This window comes from Sinomonas albida (assembly GCF_004919045.1).
GTDB lineage: Bacteria > Actinomycetota > Actinomycetes > Actinomycetales > Micrococcaceae > Sinomonas > Sinomonas albida.
This window is the reverse complement of record NZ_SWDW01000008.1, coordinates 96490-115199: the sequence shown is the minus strand read 5'-3', so window position 1 is coordinate 115199 and position 18710 is coordinate 96490. Positions and strand designations below refer to the sequence as shown.

The following is an 18710-nucleotide window of genomic DNA, read 5'->3' as shown; positions in this document are numbered from 1 at the left end:
TGCCCTCCTAGCGGACGGTCGTGAGGTCATTGTCCTTCGATTCGCGGGTCAGGAGTATGAACACCGCGGAGACGAGGGACAGGGCCGCGAGGAACCCGACGACGGCTCCCACGTCGAGGCCCGATCCCTTGTAGAGCGAGCCGACAATGCCGGGCGTGAAGCCGCCGCCGATGAGCGTCGCAAGCTGGTAGCCCAGAGCGGCGCCGGTGTAGCGGGACGTCGTGCCGAACTGCTCGGAGACGAACGCGGCGAACGGCCCGTAGAGGGTCGAGTGGAAGACGAGCGCGAGCGTGAACGCGAGGAACACGAGCCACGTATTGCCGGTTCCGAGAAGGGCGAACATCGGGAATAGGTACGCGACGAACAGAACGAGGCCTGCGATCATGACCGGTCGGCGCCCGAAGCGATCCGAGATCCGGCCCCCGAACAGCACGAACGCGATCGAAATGACCGAGGCCCCGGCGAACCCGTACAGCACGCCCTGCTGCGGCGCGCCCTTCGACACTGCGTACGTCACCGCGAACGTGGACAGGGTGACCTGGAGTCCGAAGGCGGCCGCCCCCGCGAGCATGACGAAGACAAGGGCCTTGGGCCGTCGGAGCACCTCGAACAGGGGCACCTTCGGCTTCGCGTCAGAGCTCTCCTCGGCGGCAACAGCCGCCGCGAAGATGGGGCTTTCCGAGACCCGAAGTCGAACGAAGAGTCCGACCGCGAGCAGGGCGAACGAGAGCAGGAACGGCACGCGCCAGCCCCACGCGAGGAACGCCTCGCTCGGCAAGGCGGAGACGATGCCCATCGCGACAGTGCCGAGGAACGCGCCCGTGGGCGCGCCGGCGTTCACGAACGACGCCGCGAAGCCGCGCCGCTTCGGGTCCGAGTGCTCGAGCGCCATGAGCGCCGCGCCGCCCCATTCGCCGCCGACGGCGATGCCCTGCAGGACGCGGAGCATGACGAGGATGACGGCGCCCCACGAGCCGATGACGCTCGCCGCGGGCACGAGGCCGATCGCCGCCGACGCGAGGCCCATGACGGTCATCGAGACGATGAGCATGCCCTTGCGGCCGAGCCGGTCGCCGAAGTGGCCGAAGATCACGCCGCCGAGCGGGCGCGCCAGATAACCGGCCGCGAACGTCGCGTACGCCTCGACGGCTCCGGCCCACGGGTCGGCGCTCGCGAAGAAGACTTTCGGGAAGGCGACGGCTGCCGCGGTGGCGTAGAGGAGGAAGTCGTAGAACTCGATCGTGCTGCCCAGATAGCTGGACAGGATGACCGTGCGCGCCTCTTTGCGCTGCACGGACTGGCTCATCTGCGTGAGACGGGTGGTTCCAGACATGCTGATTTCCTTGAGGGTGTGCTTCGGGTGGGGTGGGGAGAACCGCTATTTGTAGAACCGGGCCAGGAATTCGGCGACAACGGCCGGACGCTCCTGGCCCTCGATCTCGATCGTCGCGTTGACCTTGATCTGGGCGCCGCCCTTGACCTCGGTGACCTCGGCGATCCGGCCCGCCATGCGGACCTTCGAGCCGACCTTGACCGGCGAGGTGAAGCGCACGCGGTCGAGGCCGTAGTTGACCTTCGTCGTGACGCCCTCGACGTCGAACAGCTCGCCCCAGAACGGGATGAGCAGCGAAAGCGTGAGGAAGCCGTGGGCGATCGGGGCGCCGAACGGGCCGTCCTTGGCACGCTCGGGGTCGACGTGGATCCACTGGTGATCGTCGGTCGCGTCGGCGAAGAGGTTGACGCGGTCCTGGGTGATCTCGAGCCAGTCGGTCGTGCCGAGGTCGGCGCCGGCCATGGTGAACAGCTTCTCGAAGTCGACGACGAGGCGGGGGGTGGTCATGAAATCTCCAGACTGTTGTTCGTTTCGAGTACAGCTACTTCGTGAAAAAGCGCTGACTACTTCGTGAAAGCACTGGCGCCAGTCAGTGACCGGCCGACGATGAGGGCATTGATCTCGTGGGTGCCTTCGTAGGAATAGACAGCCTCGGCGTCGGCGTGGAAGCGGGCGACGTCGGTGTCCAACGTGATCCCGTTACCGCCGACGACCTCGCGCGCCAGGGCAACGGTTTCGCGCATGGCGAGAGACGTCTGCATCTTCGCGAGGGCGGAGTCCTGATCCCGGTAGATACCGCGCTCCTGCTGCTCGGTGAGCCGGACGACGAGCGAGAGGCTCGCCGTCACGTTGCCCAGCATCCGGGCGAGCTTCTCCTGGACGAGCTGGAACGAGCCGAGCTTCCGGCCGAACTGCTCGCGCTCGCGCACGTACCTGAGCGCCGCCTCGAATGCGCCGGCTTGGATGCCGGTCGCGATCCACGCGACGTCCGAGCGCATGGCCCGCAGCATCGCGGCGACGTCCTTGAACGAGTTCACGTTGTGGAGGCGATCTGCCTCGGTGACGCGGACGCCGTTGAGCGTGATGTGCGCGTTCTGCATCATGCGCAGCGCCGTCTTGCGGTGGATTGTCGAGACGACGACGCCGGGCGCCTCGCGGGGGACGAGGAACGCCTTGACCTGGCCGTCGGCGACGTCGCGTGCGAAGACGGCAAGGACGTCCGCGGTCGCGGCCCCGCCGATCCAGCGCTTGGCGCCGTCGATGACCCACCCGCCGCCGTTTTCCCCCGGCTCACGCCGGGCCGTCGTCGCCAGCCCGCCGGCGATGTCCGAACCGTGCTCGGGCTCGGTGAGGCTGAAGACGCCCTTGAGCGAGAAGTCGACGACGCGCGGCATCCACTCCCGCTGCTGCTCCGGCGACGCTCCCACGCGGATCGCGGTCCGGAACAGGCCGGCCTGCGCCGTGTAGAACGTCGCGAGCGAGGCGTCCGTGCGGGCGAGCTCGAAGATCCGGAACCCCTGGTAGATCCCGCGGGCCGGCCCATCGGCGGTCAGCTCGGCGGGCTCCATGAGATCGAGGTCGATGAGCGGCTGCCGCAGCTCCTCGGGGAACTCGCCGCGCTCCCAGTACTCACCCAGGAGAGGCCGGGCCTTCTCCTCGAGGAATGTCCGGAGCCGGCCCAGCACCCGGCGCTCGTCGTCCGTGAGGAGGGACTCGGCGTCGTACCAGTCCGCGACGTCGTACAGGCGCTCGACGGCGGTGGGTCGCCGACCGCTCGAGGCGAGCTTCGTCGTCGTACTCATCTCACTCCCCCAGCCCCAGGACGCGCACGGCGTTGCCCTTGAGGATCTTGGGGCGCACCTCGTCTTTGAGCGGGAGGTCGGCGAAGGCGCCGAGCCACTTCTGCGGGGTGATGAGCGGGAAGTCCGTGCCGAAGAGAACCTTGTCCTGTAGCACCGCGTTCGAGGCCTTCACGAGCGACTCGGGGAAGTACTTCGGCGACCAGCCGGAGAGGTCGATGAACACGTTCGCCTTATGGGTCGCGATCGAGTTCGCCTCCTCCTGCCACGGCACGGAGGGGTGGGCCATGATCACGGTGAGGCCCGGGAAGTCGGCGGCGACGTCGTCGAGCAGGAGCGGGTTCGAGTACCGCAGCTTGATCCCGTGCCCGCCCGGCAGCCCCGCTCCCATGCCGTTCTGGCCGGTGTGGAAGATGGCAGGCAGCCCGAGCTCCTGGAGCGCGTCCCAGAGCGGGTAGAACTCCTCGCTCGAAGGGTCGAAGCCCTGCAGCGACGGGTGAAACTTGAACCCGCGGGCGCCGAGTTCGAGCGCCTGGTGCTTCGCGCGGGCGATCGCGTCCTCCCCCGTGCGCGGGTCCACGGACCCGAACGGGATCAGGACATCGTTGTGGCGCGCAGCGCCCTCGATGAGCTCCTCGATGCTGTTGGGCTCGTGCCCCAGCTGCGTCCGCGCGTCGACCGTGAAGACGACGGCGGCCATGTTCAGCCCGCGGTACGTGTCAGCGATCTTGTCCAGGCTCGGCGAGCGGTCCTCGGCCTTGAAGTACTTCGCGGACGCCTCCGTGAGCGCCGCCGGGAGGGACGCGTGCCCGCACGAGTCCACCTCGAGGTGGACGTGCATGTCGATCGCGTCGACCTTCTCGACGTCGATCCCGAGCTCGTAGCGCATCAGCGGGCCTCGACGGCCTCGGGCTGGAGGTCCTCCGGCAGCGGCAGGAATTCCTCGCCGACGCTCTGCAGGTGCCCGCCGATGATCTCCGCGCCGCGCTCCTGGAGCGCCTCGTACGTCCAGCCACCCTCGCGGTAGTCGGTCGTCGCCGGCTCGGGGTGGGTCCAGACCTGGAGGCGGTCCCCGCCCGCGCCAATCGCCTGGCCGGTGATCCCGGCGGCCTCGTCGGAGGCGAGGTACGCGATCAGGCCCGCGACGTCGTCGGCCGTCCCGAAGCCGAGGTCGTGGCGGAAGAACGCCGGCATGGCCTCCCCGCGCTCGTCAGCCTCGACGGCCTTGGCGAAGTACGGGACGGTCTTGGTCATCGCGGTCGCCGCGACGGGGATGACGGCGTTGACCGTCACGCCGGCCTTCTTCATCTCCAGCGCCCACGTCCGCACCATCCCCACGATCCCGGCCTTGGCGGCGGCGTAGTTGGTCTGGCCGAAGTTCCCGCGCTGGCCCGTCGGGGAGCCGATCGTGATGATGCGGCCCTGGACGCCGTTGGCCTTGAAGTACGCGAACGCCTCGCGGACACACGTGAACGTGCCACGGAGGTGGACGTTGATCACGAGGTCGAAGTCCTCGTCGGTCATCTTCAGCAGGCTCTTGTCCCGCAGGATTCCCGCATTCGTCACGAGGATGTCGAGCCGGCCGAACGCCTCGACCGCGCCGTCGATGAGGGCCTTCGCAGCCTCCGTGGTGCCCACGGGGACGACGACGGCGGTCGCCTTCCCGCCGTCGTCCTCGATCTGGGCGACCGCGGCAGCCGCGGCCTCCCCGTTCACATCGTTGACGACGACGGCGGCGCCCTGCCGCGCGAGCTCCCGGGCATAGGCGAGGCCGAGGCCCTGCCCGCTGCCGGTCACGATCGCTACCTTGCCTGCCAGGCTCATGCCGTGCTCCCTCGCACTCGTGCTGCTCGGTCTCGTTGGTTCGGCTCCTCGGCCATGAGACCCTTGTCACGATCCATGAAAAGCCGGATCATTGAAAATGTCAACGATTGATTTTTGAGGATGTTTGGAGGCCGTGTGAGCGTACAGGACGAGGCTGCGGTGCCGCGGCTTGCGGAGGCGGCGATTGCGGACGACGTGGGCCTCCTCCTCGCGAAGCTGCATGCGGCCGGCTCCGTGGTGAACAACAAGGCCCTCGCCGAGTTCGGGCTGCGCGAGCGCTCATACTCGGTGCTCCGGCTCGCCTGCAGCGGGCTCGAGCCCACGCAACGAGAGCTCGCGGAGTTCCTGAGCCTTGACCCGAGCCAGATCGTGGCCCTCGTGGACGACCTCGAGGCGCGCGGGCTGGTGGCCCGCGAGCAGGGCCGGACCGACCGGCGGCAGAAGATCGTCCTCGCGACCGCTGACGGCGAACGGGTGCATCGCGAGGCCTACCGCGCCATCGCGGAGTGCGAGGCGAAGACGCTCGCGGCGCTCGCTCCGGACGAGGCCACGGCGCTCAGGATGCTCCTGCGCAAGGCACTGTGGGGGTAGACAGCGCGTCATCCAGATTCCGCACGCCTTCAGGAGATGGCCTAAATTTTGGTCTACTGAAGATCTTTATTCAGGTCCGCGCGCGGTAGCATGATGTCATGATCACCACTTCGCTGTCGGACCTGAAAGCCCACCTCTCCGAATACGCCGAGCGTGCCGAGCGCGAACACGAGAGGTACACCGTGACTCGCAACGGCCGCCCGGCCGTCGTGATGGTCAGCGCCGACGAATGGGAAGAGGTGCAGGAGACGATCTTCTGGCTGTCCCAGCATGGCCAGCCCGAACGGCTGGCTGAAGCGGCGGCCGATGTCGCCGAGGGCCGAGTCTATGGTGAAGCTGACGCCCGCGCGCTTCTGGCCAAGATGCACCGCCAGCAGTGACGGGCTACACCGCCCTCCTGACCGCAACAGCTCTGCGAAGTCTCGCCAGGCTCCCCCCGAGGATCGCCGAGCCCCTCCTCTCCTTCATCTACGGCTCGCTCGCCGAGAACCCCAAGCGCCGCTCCCACGAACTGCGCAACGAATTCAGCGGCTACCGCTCAGCCCGCCGCGGCGACTACCGCGTTCTCGTCGTCCTCGACGACGAAGCGCGCACGATGACGGTCATGGACGTCGGTCCGCGCGCCACCGTCTACCGCCCGCGATAACCACCGCGGACACCGCGGACGACGGCGGGACTCGCCGCCCGCCGTCGTCCGCGCCGGAGTCAGCCCCGCCGTTCGAGAGTCTCCACGAGTTCGAGGCCCCTCTCGGCCCACGCAATCTCGGCCTCCGCCCGCGCGATCATGCCCTCGTACGCGAAGACCTTGTACGCCGTGATGCGGTCAGCCTCGCCGCTGGCCTTGCCCTCGATCCGCTTGGCGAGCGTGGGGTTGGAGTGGTCGCGGAGAGTCCGGATCATGTCCTTCCAGTCCTCGATCCGAGCCGAGTGGTACGCGATGTGAGCCGTGAAGAACTCGCTCGACGCCTCGGGCTCCGCCCACTCGAGGTAGGCGGCGCGCAGCCGCACGGGGTCGCGCTCGCGCTGATACTCGGGCGGGGTGTTGAGCCAAGCCTGGAACGATTCGACCCCGGCTTCGGTGATCGCGTAGCGCTTCTTCGTGCCCCGCTTGCCCCAGGGGACCGTCTCGCCGCGGATGAGCCCGTCCTGCTCCATGCGGCGCAGCTCGGGATAGATCTGCGAGTCCGGCGCATGCCAGACATAGCCGACCGAGGTCTGGAAGTTCTTGTACACGTCGTAGCCGGTCATGGGCTGCGACGTCAGCATCGCCAGGAGGGCATTCCGGAGGCTCACTCGGATACCCTACCCACCTCTTGCAACTACCTATCTCCATAGATAAAGTGTGTCTCAGCTCACCAACTATCTATGACGATAGTTAGTGCCCGCCAAAGGCGGCGGGCAGGAAGGACCACCATGTCGCACCCCGCCTCCACGACCAACAAGACCCTCGCCCATCCGCTCAATGCCTGGTACGTCGCGGGCTGGGACTACGAACTCACCCGCAAGCCGCTCGCTCGCACCATCGCCAACCGGCCGCTCGCACTGTTCCGCACCGAGGACGGCCGGCCCGTTGCGCTCGCCGACGCATGCTGGCACCGCCTCGCGCCGCTGTCGATGGGCAAGACCATCGGCCGGGACGAGATCCAATGCCCGTACCACGGCATTCGCTACAACGCCGCGGGCCGCTGCACCTCGATGCCTGCCCAGGAGACCATCAACCCCTCGGCCACGGTGCCCTCGTTCCCGATCGTGGACCGCTATCGGTTCGCATGGGTCTGGCTCGGTGACCCCGAGAAGGCGGACCCGGCACTCATCCCGGACATGCACCAGATGAGTTCCGCCGAATGGGCCGGAGACGGCGAGACGATCTACGCCCCCTGCAACTACCAGCTCGTGCTCGACAACCTCATGGACCTGACGCACGAGGAATTCGTCCACTCCTCCTCGATCGGCCAGGAGGAGCTGAGCGCCTCGGACTTCAAGGTCACCCATGACGACCGCACCGTGACCGTCTCGCGCTGGATGTTCGACATCGAGGCTCCGCCCTTCTGGCTCAAGAACATGCGGGACAAGTTCCCCGGCTTCGAGGGGCGCGTCGACCGCTGGCAGATCATTCGCTTCGAGGCGCCGTCGACCATCAGGATCGACGTCGGCGTCGCCAAGGCCGGGACAGGGGCGGCCGACGGCGACCGCAGCCAGGGCGTCAACGGCTACGTCATGAACACCATCTCCCCCGAGACAGACAAGACGTGCCACTACTTCTGGGCCTTCATGCGCAACTACTGCCTCGAGAGTCAGCTCATCACCACCCAGCTCCGCAACGGCGTCCACGGCGTCTTCGGCGAGGACGAGGCCATGCTCAAGGCGCAGCAGGAGGCAATCGACGCGAACCCGGACTACGAGTTCTACAGCCTCAACATCGACGCGGGAGGCATGTGGGTCCGCCGGCTCATCGAGCGGATGCTCGAGGCTGAGGGCCGGCTGGCATCCGCCGCAGAGGCTCAGTCGGCTCCCTCCGCCCAACCCGCGTCGATCGGCGCCTAGCCGTGGCGGCCGATTCGAGCGAGGTCTGGCAGAAGGGCCGGATCGTCGAAGCCCGCGAGGTCGCGCGAGACATCCGGCGTATCGTCATCGAACCCGACATCCCGGTCCGCGCGGCGCCCGGCACTCACGTGGACGTCGCCGTCGTCGTCAACGGCGAGCGCGATGTGCGCTCCTATTCGATCGTCGAAACGGACGACGGCGGCACGCGGCTCGCGCTGTCGGTGTTCCGCACGCCGACCTCCCGCGGCGGGTCTGTGTTCATGCACGCACTGGCCGAGGGCGACGTCATCGAACTCACCCAGCCCATGCAGAATTTTCCGCTCCGCATCGGCGCTGCACGCTACGTCATCCTCGCAGGCGGGATCGGAGTCACCGCCGTCCTCGGAATGGCCCGGGCTCTCGCGCGCCTCGGTGCCGACTACCGCTTCGTCGTCGCGGGCCGCAGCCGCGACGCGATGGCGTACCTCGACGAGCTGGTCGCCGAGCACGGCGACCGGATCGAGGTCCACATCGATGCCGAAGGCACTCCGCTCGATGTCCGCACGCTCGTCGGCAGCATCGACCATGACACGGAGCTGTACATGTGCGGGCCCATCCGGCTCATGGACGCCGTGCGACGCGCGTGGCAGGACTTTGGACTTGACCTCCCGAACCTCCGCTACGAGACCTTCGGCAACAGTGGATGGTTCGAACCCGAAGAATTCATCGTCCGGATCCCGAGGCTCGGCCTCGAGACCGTGGTCCCCGAGGGACGCTCCATGCTGGAGGCCCTCGAGGACGCCGGGGCGGACATGATGTTCGACTGCCGCAAGGGCGAATGCGGTCTGTGCGAGGTCGAGGTACTTGATCTCTCCGGAGCCATCGATCACCGCGACGTCTTCTACAGCGAACGACAACAGCACGAATCGGCCAAGATGTGCTGCTGCGTCTCCCGCGTCACCACCACCAAATCGGCCCCTCATCCCGGTTCTGGCCGGGCCATCGTGAGTATAGAAGTGAGCTGAACCATGACTACAGACATCAGGGCGCACATCGAAACGTCGCCCATGCGCGCCGGGCAGTGGAACATCGTCGGACTCTGCACGCTCCTCAACGCCCTCGATGGGTTCGATGTGCTGGCCATGGCCTTCACGTCTGCCCGCGTGTCGAAGGACTTCGGGCTCAGCGGCAGCGAACTCGGCGTGCTGCTCAGCGCAGGCTTGGTGGGGATGGCCCTCGGATCGCTCCTGATCGGCCCGATCGCGGACAAAATCGGGCGCCGTCCGATGCTCCTCGCCTCGGTCGGGATGTCGGCCGTCGGGATGCTCCTCTCCGCCACGGCTGCGGGCGCCGTCCCGCTGGGGATCTGGCGCGTTGTCACCGGGCTCGGCGTGGGCGGAATCCTTGCGTGCACGAACGTGCTCGTGAGCGAGTTCGCGTCGAAGCGCTCGCGTGGCCTCGCCATCAGCATCGTGACGGCCGGCTACGGAGTGGGCGCTACGATCGGCGGGGCCGCGGCGGTGTGGCTCCAGGCCGAATTCGGGTGGCACGCGGTCTTCCTCGGCGGTGGTCTCGTCACCATCGTCCTGCTCGCGCTCGTCGTCGGTCTCGCGCCGGAGAGCGTTGACTTCCTCGCGACCCGTCGGCCGCGAGGGTACGAACAGAAGCTCGATCGGCTCGCGCGGCGCCTGCGGCTGACCTCGGTGGCCCTGCCGGAGGGAAGTCCGGCCGCCTCCGCCACGCAACCCGCCCGGAACCCGCTGAGCCGCCTGTTCGATGCGTCAAACCGCCGTTCGACCCTGTTGATCTGGGTTTCGTTCTTCGCCGTGATGTTCGGCTTCTACTTCGTCAACAGCTGGACGCCGAAGCTTCTCGTGACCGCCGGGATGACCGAAAGCCAGGGCGTCGTCGGTGGCCTGATGCTGACTCTTGGCGGGACCGTCGGCTCGATTGCGTTCGGGGTGTTCGCCGCGAGGTTGGCGAGCCGGGTGGTGATGATCTGGTTCACGGTCCTCGCGGCTCTCGCGACGGCGGTCTTCATTTCCGCCGTCGGGATCCTCGCCCTCGCCTTCGCCGTCGGTGTGCTGCTCGGTGGCCTCATCAACGGCTGCGTCGCGGGTCTCTACGTCATCACCCCCTCGGCCTACCCTGCGGCCATCCGGAGCACGGGAGTCGGCTGGGGCATTGGGGTGGGGCGGGTCGGCGCGATTCTCTCGCCCACCGTCGCAGGAGCCCTCCTCGACGCCAGATGGACCCCGAGCGGGCTCTACCTCGCGGTCGGCGCCGTCGTGCTTGTCGCCGCGGCCGCGGTCTTCCTCCTGCGGCCCTCCGCCGCGGAGACGGCAACGGCCGACCGCGATCCGAGCCTTGCGGAGACCTAACCCGCGGATCGACGCGGTCGCCTCGCGGGCGCTCGCTCGGGCGTGACGAAAACAGCCGACGACGGCGCAAGCCAGCTTGCGCCGTCGTCGGCTGTTTCGCTCCGGGCGCGGACTCCTGGATCAGCCTTCCAAGAGACCCCTTAAATTGCCCAATATCAATTGCCAGGTCTTCTCCGACTCCGCGGCCTCGCCTTCGCTCGCGTTATTGCCCTGGGTAATGGTCACTAGCGAGGCCCCGTCGCCGTCGTCCGTAATTCGATATTCGACGCTGTGGTAATTCTCCGGGATGTCAGGCTTGCCGCTGAGCGGGCTGTAATGGCTGATGCGGAGCAGCTGGGGCGGCTCCGCGGCGAGGATCGCGCCGTGGTCTTGGTAGCGCCTTCCCTGCCATTCGCCGGAGAAGGTGATCGGGCTCCCGACCTCCCAGGTGGTCTCGACGTGTGTGCCCAGGAAGTACTGCTTGATCAGTTCAGGGCTGGTCAGTGCCGTCCAGACTTCTTCGCGGCTCGCGGCAATCTTCGCGGACGCGACCGCGTCCCTCGCATGGTTCGTCATATCACCCTCCTCGGGGCCATAAAGTACTCCGGCCGGCGGCGAAGTCCAATGGCCGGGGGTGAGTTGGCGTACCCGAAACGCCGGAAGGGTTGGGAGTAGCTGTACCCGAAACGCCGGAAAGCGCGAGTTGGCGTACCCGAAACGGGAAGGGGCGGGAGTAGCTGTACCCGAAACGGGCTAGGCGAGGATACGGTCGAGGTAGGCGTTGCGGAACTTGCCCTCCGGGTCCCGCTTCGCGACGAGGTCGCGGAAGTCGGCGAACCGTGGGAAGAGGCGCTCGAGCTCTGGCGTCGTGACGGTGAAGAGCTTGCCCCAGTGCGGCCTCGCCGCGTACGGCGCGAGCGCGGCCTCGAGCTCGGGCAGGAACGCCTCGACATCGGCCTGGAGCGGCCGCCACGTGAAGTGCAGGGCCACGCTGTCCTGCCGGTACGACGGGCTCAGCCAGAACTCGTCGGCCGCGATGGTCCGCACCTCCGAGACGAACAGGAGCGGCGCGAGCTTCCCCGCGAGGCCTCGCACGGCCTGCAGGGCGCCCGCCGCCTGCGAGCGCGGCAGGAGGTACTCGGTCTGCAGCTCGTCGCCCGCGCTCGGGGTGAACTCGTGCCGGAAGTGCGGGAGCCGATCGAGCCAGGGCCCGGGCAAGTCGAGCTGCTGGGTGCAGTTGAGGGCATCCATGTCCGGGAGCGGGTGCCGGGCCACCTTCGCGGGCGAACCGCCGTGGAAGGACGACGGCGCGGGGCCGGGTTCGGCGTCCACGCGCACCTTGCGCCACGCCTGGGGCACGGATTCCCCGGCGTAGTCGGTGAACAGCGAGACGCTGTAGCCGTCCCCGGCCACGGCGTCGTAGTTCGCGAGCACGGTGTCCCACGGAAGGCCCTCGAAGACCTGTTGGCGCACCTGATACGTGGGCTCGACGCTGAGCTCGAGCGCCGTCACGATCCCGAGCGCGCCGAGGCCCACGACGCTCCCGAAGAACTCGTCGCCGTCGGCCTCCTCGAGCCGCTCGACCTCGCCGGACGCCCGCACGAACTCGACCGCCTTCACGGCCGAGGCCAGCGAGGGGCTCGCGATCCCGGAGCCGTGCGTCCCCGTCTGCACCGCGCCCGCGACCGAGATGTGCGGGAGCGAGGCCATGTTGTGCAGGGCCCAGCCCTGCGCCTCGAGCGCGAGGCCCAGATCCCCGTAGGTGAGACCGCCCGCGACCCGGGCCACGCGTCGCGACGTGTCCACCTCGACGTCACTCGGCAGGCGGTCCAGCAGCACCTGCACGCCTGGCGTGTCCGCTACGTCGTTGAAGCAGTGCCGCGAGCCCAGCGCCTTGACGCGCTCGGCCGAGGCGACGAGCTCCGCGAGCTCGCTGACCGACCCGGGCCGGGCCACCGAGGCCGCCGAGTACTCAAGATTTCCAGCCCAGTTCTTCATGCGTCAGCCTTCGGGATGTCAGATGTCGGTCGGTCGGTCGGTCGGGAGCGCCAGCGGTCAGAGCGCCGCGGCAGGGAGGCGGAACCGCTCGACGAGCCCGTCCATGAGCTGGTCCATGCGCGGATCGACCGTCTTTCGCGCCGGGTCCGCGTCGTACCACGCGACGGTCTCGCGGGCGCCTTGCTCGTACGGGATCCGCGCCACGAAGTCCGGCACCACGCTGCGCAGCTTCGAGTTGTCGAAGACGGCTGAGTGCGTCTTGTCGCCGAGCAGCGAGGCGCCCCAGTCGGCGTCGGCCGCTGCGATGGCGTCCGAGGTGACGTGCACGATCCGGGGCTCGACGCCGGCCGCGCGCCCAAGGATGTGGGCGATCTGGTCCCACGTCAGGACGTCGTCCGACGTGATGTGGAAGGCCTCTCCGAACGTGCGCGAATTCCCAAGGAGCGGGACGAAACCGCGGGCGAAGTCCTCGTGGTGGGTCAGCGTCCACAGCGATGTGCCGTCGCCGTGCACCACGATCTCCTTGCCCTGCCGCATGCGCTCGACCACCGTCCAGCCGCCGTTGAACGGAACGCTCGTGCGGTCGTAGGTGTGGGACGGCCTGATGATCGTGGCCGGGAAGCCCCTCTCGCGATAGGCCGCGACGAGCAGCTCCTCGCACGCGATCTTGTTCTGGCTGTACTTCCAGTGCGGATTGCGCAGCGGCGTCGACTCGCGGATGGGCAGCCGAGACGGCGGCGTCTGGTAGGCCGAGGCGGAGCTGATGAACACGTACTGCCCGGTTCGCCCCTCGAACAGCTCGAGGTCGGTCCGCACGTGATCGGGCGTGAACGCAACCCAGTCGACCACGGCGTCAAACTCCCGGCCCCCCAGCGCCTCGCGCACCGAGCTTGGCTCGCGGATGTCGGCCACGAGCTGCTCGGCGCCGGCCGGAACCTCGCGCCGGCCGGTGCCGCGGTTGAGCAGCGTGAGCTCGACGCCACGCTCGACGGCGAGGCGCGTGCTCGCCGAACTGATCGTGCCGCTGCCCCCGATGAAGAGGACCTTGAGTGGACTCACGAGACGGACCTGCCTTTCGCCGATGCTTCGTTGCGGTAGCGCTCCAGGACGTGCGCCGCCGGAGGAGCGGTGACGGTCGCCGTGACCGAATTCTCCCACTCGGGGAAGCGCCCAAGGAGGACGCCTGCGGCTTGGCGCGCGGCGCCGTCGGCCACGTACTCCCCCGGCTCGGGCACCAGGACGGGCAAGCCGAAGATCGCGGCCGCGGCCTGCTGGACAGCGCCGGAGCGTGCGCCGCCGCCCACGAGGATGATTCGTTCCGCCGCGACGCCCTGCGCGGTGAGCGCCGCGAGCCCGTCCGCGAGCGAACACACGATGCCCTCGACGGCGGCCCTGGCCAGGTTGGCCCGCGTGTAGTTCCGCAGCGTGATGCCATGCAGGGATCCGGTCGCGTCGGGGAGGTTCGGGGTGCGCTCGCCCTCGAAGTACGGGACGAGCGTGAGCCCCTCGGCCCCGGCGGGAGCGGAGAGCACGAGCTCCGTGAGGGCGGACAGCGAGACGCCGAGGAGCGCGGCCGTCGCGTCGAGCACGCGCGAGGCATTGAGCGTGCACGCGAGGGGGAGGTAGTTCCCCGTGGCGTCGGCGAATCCGGCGACGAGCCCCGAGGCGTCCGACGTCGGCCTCTCGGCTACCGCAAACACCGTCCCGGAGGTGCCGATCGAGACGACGACGTCGCCCACAGAGGCGGCCACCCCGAGGCCGGCGGCGGCGTTGTCCCCGGCGCCGGGGCCGATCAGGGCATCCGTCTGGGACAAGAAGCGCGTCCGTCCTGCCGCCTCGAGCGGACCGAGCACGCGCGGCAGGATCGGGACGTGTCCGAGCGTGCGCGCGAGCACCTCGGGCAGGTACTCCCCGGACGACGGCGACCAGTACCCCGTGCCGGACGCGTCAGAGCGGTCGGTCCGCAAGAGATCAAGCGCGGCGTCCAATCCACTGCCGCTGGGGCCGTGCCCCGCGAGCCGCCACGAGAGCCAGTCGTGCGGGAGGCACACCGCCGCCGTGCGCGCCGCGTTCTCGGGCTCGTTCTCGGCGAGCCAGCGCAGCTTGGCCGCCGTGATCGAGGCGACCGGAACCGTTCCGGTCGCCTCGGCCCACCAGCGGGCGCCGGCGGCAGCGTCGCCGTCGCCCGCCTGTTTGATGAGCTCCTCGGCAGCCGCCGCCGAGCGCGTGTCATTCCACAGGAGCGCGGGCCGCACCACGGAGCCGTCCTCGTCGAGGCACACCATGCCGTGCTGCTGGCCGCCCACGGAGATCGCGGCGACGCCGTCGAGCCCGCCCGCGGCCGCGACCGCGGCCTCGAGCGCCTCCCACCACGCGTCCGGGTGCACCTCGGTGCCCTCCGGATGGCGGGCCGAGCCCGAGCGGACGAGCGCGCCGGTCTCGGCGTCGCGAACCACGACCTTGCAGGACTGCGTCGAACTGTCGATTCCGGCTACGAGCGGCACGCCGCCCCCCTTATCCCTCGTGTTCTGGCGGCTCAGCGGGCGCCGAGCAGGTGCTCGATCGCCAGCTGGTTGAGGCGGATGAACGCGTACGAGCGCTCGGCGGCCGCGGCGGCGTCGAACGAATCCCCGGCCGACGCATCGGCGAGGAGCTGCGCGGTCGTCTCGCCGGGGGCCAGCGTCGCCTCAGACAGCTCGTACACGCCCGAGGTGCGCAGGGCCTCCTGGACCTCTGCGTCCGCGCGGAACGCCTTCGCGCGCTCCTTCAGGAGCAGGTACGTCGACATGTTCGCAGCGGCCGAGGCCCACACGCCGTCGTAGCCGTCCGTGCGCGAGGGCTTGTAGTCGAAGTGGCGCGGGCCCTCGTAGCGGGGACCGCCGCCCGGGAAGCCGTTCTCGAGGAGGTCGACCGTGAAGAACGCGCTCGTGAGGTCGCCGTGGCCGAACACGAGGTCCTGGTCGTACTTGATGCCGCGCTGGCCGTTGAGGTCGATGTGGAAGAGCTTGCCCGCCCACAGCGCCTGCGCGATGCCGTGCGTGAAGTTCAGGCCGGCCATCTGCTCGTGGCCCGTCTCGGGGTTGAGGCCCACGATGTCGCCGTGCTCGAGCTGCGCGATGAAGCCGAGGCCATGGCCCACGGTCGGGAGGAGGATGTCGCCGCGCGGCTCGTTCGGCTTGGGCTCGAGCGCGATCCGGAGGCCGTAGCCCTTCTCCTTGATGTAGCCCGCGGCCGTGTCGACGCCTTCGCGGTAGCGGTCGAGCGCCGCCGCGAGGTCCTTGGAGCCGTCGTACTCCGAGCCCTCGCGCCCGCCCCACATGACGAACGTCTCGGCGCCGAGCTCGGCCGCGAGATCGATGTTCCGCAGGACCTTCGCGAGCGCGAAGCGGCGCACGGAACGGTCGTTGGACGTGAACCCGCCGTCCTTGAAGACCGGGTGGCTGAACAGGTTCGTGGTGACCATCGGAACCTTGAGGCCCGTCTCCTCGAGCGCGGCACGGAAGCGCTTGAGGATGAGTTCGCGCTCGTCGGCGGACGCGCCGAACGGCACTACGTCGTTGTCGTGGAACGTGATGCCGTAGGCGCCGAGCTCGGCGAGCTTGTGGACCGCTTCGACCGGGTCCAGGTCCGCGCGGGTCGGGACGCCGAACGGGTCGTTGCCGGTCCAGCCGACGGTCCAGAGGCCGAAGGTGAACTTGTCGGCGGGCGTGGGCTTGGGAGACATATCAGGCACCTCATTGGGCTCGAAAGTGATTTAGTATGTGTTCTGAACTATATGGGTCATGATGAACTTGGTCAATGATCTTCCGGAACCTACCGGATGGCCGTGGGATTCACAGGAAGGGGCGCAGTTTGCGCGAGCACTTGGGCGGCGCGGGAGCCGGCACGGCTCCCGGCCGCGTCGCCGATGTGCGGCGGCGGAACCTGGCCCTGGTCCTCGGCAGCATCGGCCCCGACAGGCGGGCCACGCGGGCAGACATCGCCGCCGCGATCGGCCTCACGAAGGCGTCCGTCTCGAGCCTCGTGGCCGAGCTCCTCGAGACCGGGCTCGTCGAGGAGGTCGGCGTCACGCGGGACGGCGAGCGCGGGCGCCCGGGCGTGGGGCTCGTGCTCAACGCCCAGCAGGGAGCGCTCGGGGCCGAGCTCAACGTCGACTACCTCGCTGTCGGCATCATGGACCTCCAGGGCAGCCTCCGGTTCCACGAGGTGTCCGAGGCGGAGAACCGTGGCCGCAGCCCCGAGGACGTCCTCGCCGAGCTGACCGGGCTGGCCAGGCAATGCATCGCCGACGCGGAGGCCGCGGGCATGACGCTCCTGGGCGGAGGGCTCGCCGTGCCGGGCCTTGTCGAGCCCGCGCGCGGCCACGTCGTCACGGCCCCCAACCTCGGCTGGAGGGACGTCGACCTCTCCACAGCGCTCGGCGGCCTGGCCCCGGAGGCCCCCTTCGGCGTCGTCCTTTCGAACGAAGCGAACAGCGCGGCGCTCGCCGAGCTCTGGTACGGGCACGGTGCGTCATTCGGGACGTACCTGTACGTGTCCGGCGAGGTCGGCGTGGGTGGCGGGCTCGTGATCGGATCAGAGCTTTTCGCCGGGCCCGGCGGCTACGCGGGCGAGGTGGGCCACGTCGTCGTGGAGCCAGGCGGGCGGCGCTGCTCATGTGGGGGGCGAGGCTGCCTCGAGACCGTCGCCGGCCAGGAGGCGATCCTCGCTGCCGCGGGCATCACGGACGGCGGGCGGACGACGGCGGCGCGCATGGCCGCGCTGCAAGCGGCCCTCGAGGCGGGGGACGCCCAGGCGATGAGCGCCGTGGAGCGCGCGGGGCACTATCTCGGTATCGCCGTCGTCTCCGCGGCGCGCCTCGTGGACCTCTCCGCCACGGTGCTCGGCGGTCACTTCGCCGCGCTCCGGGACTGGATCGCGCCCGCCCTCGCGAGCAGCCTCGACGGCTTCGCGCCTGGGCTCGTCGCCCCCGGTGCCGTCGCGTTCTCGGAGCTCGGCACGACGGCCGCCTTGCGGGGAGCTGCCGGCGCCACGCTCCGGCGGGCGCTCGCGGCCCCGTATGCACTGCTGGGATAGGCGCGCGCGGGCAGCCGGGCGCGAGCGTCTGCGATAGGTGCGCCCGGGCAGCCGGTGTGCTACGGTCTTGGCGATCGTGATCGCCAGTAGGAGGTGAGACCCATGTGCGCAGTATCCACAGTGGGCGCTCCCCTGCAGTCCACGGTCCGCGACTGAGGTAGTCGCCACTGGGAGCGCCGTAAGGCACTTTTCGCGAAAGGCGACTCCCATGAACACAACACCTTCTTCAACTCCACCTTCAGCTCCGCGCGCCACGTCGACGGCGGGCGGGCGGGCACTCGTCCTCGGCGGCGGTGGATCCACGGGCAACGCGTGGCTGATCGGCGTCGTGGCCGGCCTGTTCGATGGCGGCCTGGACGTGACCGCGGCAGATCTGACCATCGGCACTTCGGCAGGCTCGACGGCGGCGGCCCAGTTCGCGGGCGCGACCCCGGCCGAACTGTATGCGGCCATCCTCACTGCCGCCCCGCCGCAGCGGACCGGTGTGGCCGGATCCGGCCGCGGGCGTGGCCCGGTCAGCGGGCGTAGCCCGGTCAGGTCGGCAGCAGACATGATGGAGCGAACGGCCACCATCATCGCCTCGGCCGAGGATGCCGCCGACATGCGCCGCAGGATAGGCGCGGCGGCGGTCGACCGTGCTGCCTCAGACGGCGCTCGGCAGGCACAGTGGCGCGCCACCGTGGCCGCGCGCCTCCCCAGCCAGCTCTGGCCGGAGCGGACGGTGCTCATCACCGCAGTCGATGCCCGCACGGGTGAACCTTCCGTGTTCGACCGGAACAGCGGGGTGGACCTCGCGGACGCCATCGCGGCCAGCTGCTCCAGTGGCTCCGCCTATCGGATCGGCGACCGCGAGTACATCGACGGCGGCTATCGGCGCAACGAGAATGCAGATCTGGCAGCCGGCTGCGGTCGGGTGCTCGTGCTCTCGCCGTTCGGCGGCAGATCCCGGACGCCTTCGGACTGGGGGCTGCAGCTTGCGGCGCAGGTCGCGGAGCTGCGGGACGGCGGGAGCAGAGTCGAGACGATCTTCCCGGACAGCAGTTCCGAGCACCTGTTCGGCGCGAACGCGATGGACCTGTCGCTTCGCCCGGCGGCCGCGCAGGCCGGCTACGACCAGGGCAAGGCCTCGGCCGGCCGGCTCACCGAATTCTGGGATGGCGCCGGTCTGGATGGCGCCGATCAGAGCTGACGCCGTTCAGGGCTGAC

The 18710-nt window shown here is 69.2% G+C and carries 19 protein-coding genes; 8 read left to right on the top strand and 11 right to left on the bottom strand.

The genetic code is table 11. The features are described from left to right. Window positions 1-7 precede the first annotated feature (7 nt). Genes E6A26_RS09825 through E6A26_RS09805 form a run of 5 tightly spaced genes read right to left on the bottom strand, consistent with a single transcriptional unit; the run spans window position 8 to window position 4956 of the window. The gene (locus E6A26_RS09825) at window positions 8-1333 is read right to left on the bottom strand and encodes an MFS transporter (RefSeq protein ID WP_136611016.1); all 1326 of its coding nucleotides are present in this window, start codon (window positions 1331-1333) and stop codon (window positions 8-10) included. Window positions 1334-1378: 45 nt separating this feature from the next. Next, on the bottom strand, window positions 1379-1840 hold the full coding sequence (locus E6A26_RS09820; protein WP_136611015.1) for a MaoC family dehydratase: 462 nt from the start codon (window positions 1838-1840) through the stop codon (window positions 1379-1381). Between the two features lie 56 nt (window positions 1841-1896). Next, entirely contained in the window at window positions 1897-3135 is a 1239-nt protein-coding gene (locus E6A26_RS09815; protein WP_136611014.1) for an acyl-CoA dehydrogenase family protein, read from the bottom strand. Between the two features lies 1 nt (window position 3136). After that, entirely contained in the window at window positions 3137-4021 is an 885-nt protein-coding gene (locus E6A26_RS09810) for an amidohydrolase family protein (protein WP_136611013.1), read from the bottom strand. Beyond that, window positions 4021-4956 carry an SDR family NAD(P)-dependent oxidoreductase gene (locus tag E6A26_RS09805; protein ID WP_136611012.1) on the bottom strand — a complete coding sequence of 312 codons (936 nt, stop codon included), beginning with the start codon at window positions 4954-4956 and terminating at the stop codon, window positions 4021-4023. The genes E6A26_RS09810 and E6A26_RS09805 overlap by 1 nt, the downstream gene beginning before the upstream one ends. 135 nt (window positions 4957-5091) lie before the next feature. Between E6A26_RS09805 and E6A26_RS09800 the strand changes: the two genes are divergently transcribed. The 3 genes from E6A26_RS09800 to E6A26_RS09790 all read left to right on the top strand — a co-directional run bounded on the left by E6A26_RS09800 (window position 5092) and on the right by E6A26_RS09790 (window position 6193). Further along, window positions 5092-5547 carry a MarR family winged helix-turn-helix transcriptional regulator gene (locus E6A26_RS09800; protein ID WP_234865307.1) on the top strand — a complete coding sequence of 152 codons (456 nt, stop codon included), beginning with the start codon at window positions 5092-5094 and terminating at the stop codon, window positions 5545-5547. Between the two features lie 98 nt (window positions 5548-5645). Next, window positions 5646-5927 carry a type II toxin-antitoxin system Phd/YefM family antitoxin gene (locus E6A26_RS09795; protein WP_136611010.1) on the top strand — a complete coding sequence of 94 codons (282 nt, stop codon included), beginning with the start codon at window positions 5646-5648 and terminating at the stop codon, window positions 5925-5927. Next, complete coding sequence (locus E6A26_RS09790) at window positions 5924-6193, top strand: type II toxin-antitoxin system RelE family toxin (protein WP_136611009.1); 270 nt, start codon at window positions 5924-5926, stop codon at window positions 6191-6193. Before E6A26_RS09795 ends, E6A26_RS09790 begins: the two co-directional genes overlap by 4 nt. 59 nt (window positions 6194-6252) lie before the next feature. Here the strand turns inward: E6A26_RS09790 and E6A26_RS09785 are convergent, their stop codons facing one another. Continuing rightward, complete coding sequence (locus E6A26_RS09785; RefSeq protein WP_136611008.1) at window positions 6253-6840, bottom strand: PadR family transcriptional regulator; 588 nt, start codon at window positions 6838-6840, stop codon at window positions 6253-6255. 120 nt (window positions 6841-6960) lie between these two features. On the opposite strand from E6A26_RS09785, the gene E6A26_RS09780 reads away from it, so the two are divergent. Genes E6A26_RS09780 through E6A26_RS09770 form a run of 3 tightly spaced genes read left to right on the top strand, consistent with a single transcriptional unit; the run spans window position 6961 to window position 10451 of the window. Next, the gene (locus E6A26_RS09780) at window positions 6961-8091 is read left to right on the top strand and encodes an aromatic ring-hydroxylating dioxygenase subunit alpha (RefSeq protein WP_136611007.1); all 1131 of its coding nucleotides are present in this window, start codon (window positions 6961-6963) and stop codon (window positions 8089-8091) included. A gap of 2 nt (window positions 8092-8093) precedes the next feature. After that, window positions 8094-9095, top strand: coding sequence for a PDR/VanB family oxidoreductase (locus tag E6A26_RS09775; protein WP_136611006.1), 1002 nt, complete (start codon window positions 8094-8096; stop codon window positions 9093-9095). Between the two features lie 3 nt (window positions 9096-9098). Next, a complete protein-coding gene (locus tag E6A26_RS09770; RefSeq protein ID WP_136611005.1) occupies window positions 9099-10451 on the top strand; it encodes an MFS transporter in 1353 nt (450 codons plus the stop codon). A 120-nt stretch (window positions 10452-10571) separates the two neighbouring features. On the opposite strand, the gene E6A26_RS09765 is transcribed toward E6A26_RS09770, so the two are convergent. From E6A26_RS09765 to xylA, 5 genes are all read right to left on the bottom strand, one after another. After that, on the bottom strand, window positions 10572-11006 hold the full coding sequence (locus E6A26_RS09765; RefSeq protein ID WP_136611004.1) for an SRPBCC family protein: 435 nt from the start codon (window positions 11004-11006) through the stop codon (window positions 10572-10574). Between the two features lie 177 nt (window positions 11007-11183). After that, the gene (locus tag E6A26_RS09760; RefSeq protein WP_136611003.1) at window positions 11184-12428 is read right to left on the bottom strand and encodes a D-arabinono-1,4-lactone oxidase; all 1245 of its coding nucleotides are present in this window, start codon (window positions 12426-12428) and stop codon (window positions 11184-11186) included. Window positions 12429-12485: 57 nt separating this feature from the next. Next, window positions 12486-13487, bottom strand: a complete 1002-nt coding sequence (locus E6A26_RS09755) for an SDR family oxidoreductase (RefSeq protein WP_136611002.1) — start codon at window positions 13485-13487, stop codon at window positions 12486-12488. Beyond that, window positions 13484-14932 (bottom strand): xylulokinase, encoded by a 1449-nt coding sequence (xylB, locus tag E6A26_RS09750; RefSeq protein WP_136611001.1) that lies wholly within the window; start codon window positions 14930-14932, stop codon window positions 13484-13486. Before xylB ends, E6A26_RS09755 begins: the two co-directional genes overlap by 4 nt. Window positions 14933-14964: 32 nt before the next feature. After that, window positions 14965-16152: a xylose isomerase gene (gene xylA / locus E6A26_RS09745; RefSeq protein ID WP_136611000.1), complete on the bottom strand. Its 1188-nt coding sequence runs from the start codon at window positions 16150-16152 to the stop codon at window positions 14965-14967. Between the two features lie 128 nt (window positions 16153-16280). On the opposite strand from xylA, the gene E6A26_RS09740 reads away from it, so the two are divergent. Continuing rightward, window positions 16281-17504 carry an ROK family transcriptional regulator gene (locus E6A26_RS09740; RefSeq protein ID WP_234865305.1) on the top strand — a complete coding sequence of 408 codons (1224 nt, stop codon included), beginning with the start codon at window positions 16281-16283 and terminating at the stop codon, window positions 17502-17504. Between the two features lie 208 nt (window positions 17505-17712). Beyond that, complete coding sequence (locus tag E6A26_RS09735) at window positions 17713-18693, top strand: patatin-like phospholipase family protein (protein ID WP_136610998.1); 981 nt, start codon at window positions 17713-17715, stop codon at window positions 18691-18693. Window positions 18694-18710: the final 17 nt, after the last annotated feature.

Bases quoted from the DNA above. Each gene is read 5' to 3' on its own strand.
- E6A26_RS09825 (WP_136611016.1), bottom strand. From the start codon at position 1,333: ATGTCTGGAACCACCCGTCTCACGCAGATGAGCCAGTCCGTGCAGCGC.
- E6A26_RS09820 (WP_136611015.1), bottom strand. From the start codon at position 1,840: ATGACCACCCCCCGCCTCGTCGTCGACTTCGAGAAGCTGTTCACCATG.
- E6A26_RS09815 (WP_136611014.1), bottom strand. From the start codon at position 3,135: ATGAGTACGACGACGAAGCTCGCCTCGAGCGGTCGGCGACCCACCGCC.
- E6A26_RS09810 (WP_136611013.1), bottom strand. From the start codon at position 4,021: ATGCGCTACGAGCTCGGGATCGACGTCGAGAAGGTCGACGCGATCGAC.
- E6A26_RS09805 (WP_136611012.1), bottom strand. From the start codon at position 4,956: ATGAGCCTGGCAGGCAAGGTAGCGATCGTGACCGGCAGCGGGCAGGGC.
- E6A26_RS09795 (WP_136611010.1), top strand. From the start codon at position 5,646: ATGATCACCACTTCGCTGTCGGACCTGAAAGCCCACCTCTCCGAATAC.
- E6A26_RS09780 (WP_136611007.1), top strand. From the start codon at position 6,961: ATGTCGCACCCCGCCTCCACGACCAACAAGACCCTCGCCCATCCGCTC.
- E6A26_RS09770 (WP_136611005.1), top strand. From the start codon at position 9,099: ATGACTACAGACATCAGGGCGCACATCGAAACGTCGCCCATGCGCGCC.
- E6A26_RS09765 (WP_136611004.1), bottom strand. From the start codon at position 11,006: ATGACGAACCATGCGAGGGACGCGGTCGCGTCCGCGAAGATTGCCGCG.
- E6A26_RS09760 (WP_136611003.1), bottom strand. From the start codon at position 12,428: ATGAAGAACTGGGCTGGAAATCTTGAGTACTCGGCGGCCTCGGTGGCC.
- xylA (WP_136611000.1), bottom strand. From the start codon at position 16,152: ATGTCTCCCAAGCCCACGCCCGCCGACAAGTTCACCTTCGGCCTCTGG.
- E6A26_RS09735 (WP_136610998.1), top strand. From the start codon at position 17,713: ATGAACACAACACCTTCTTCAACTCCACCTTCAGCTCCGCGCGCCACG.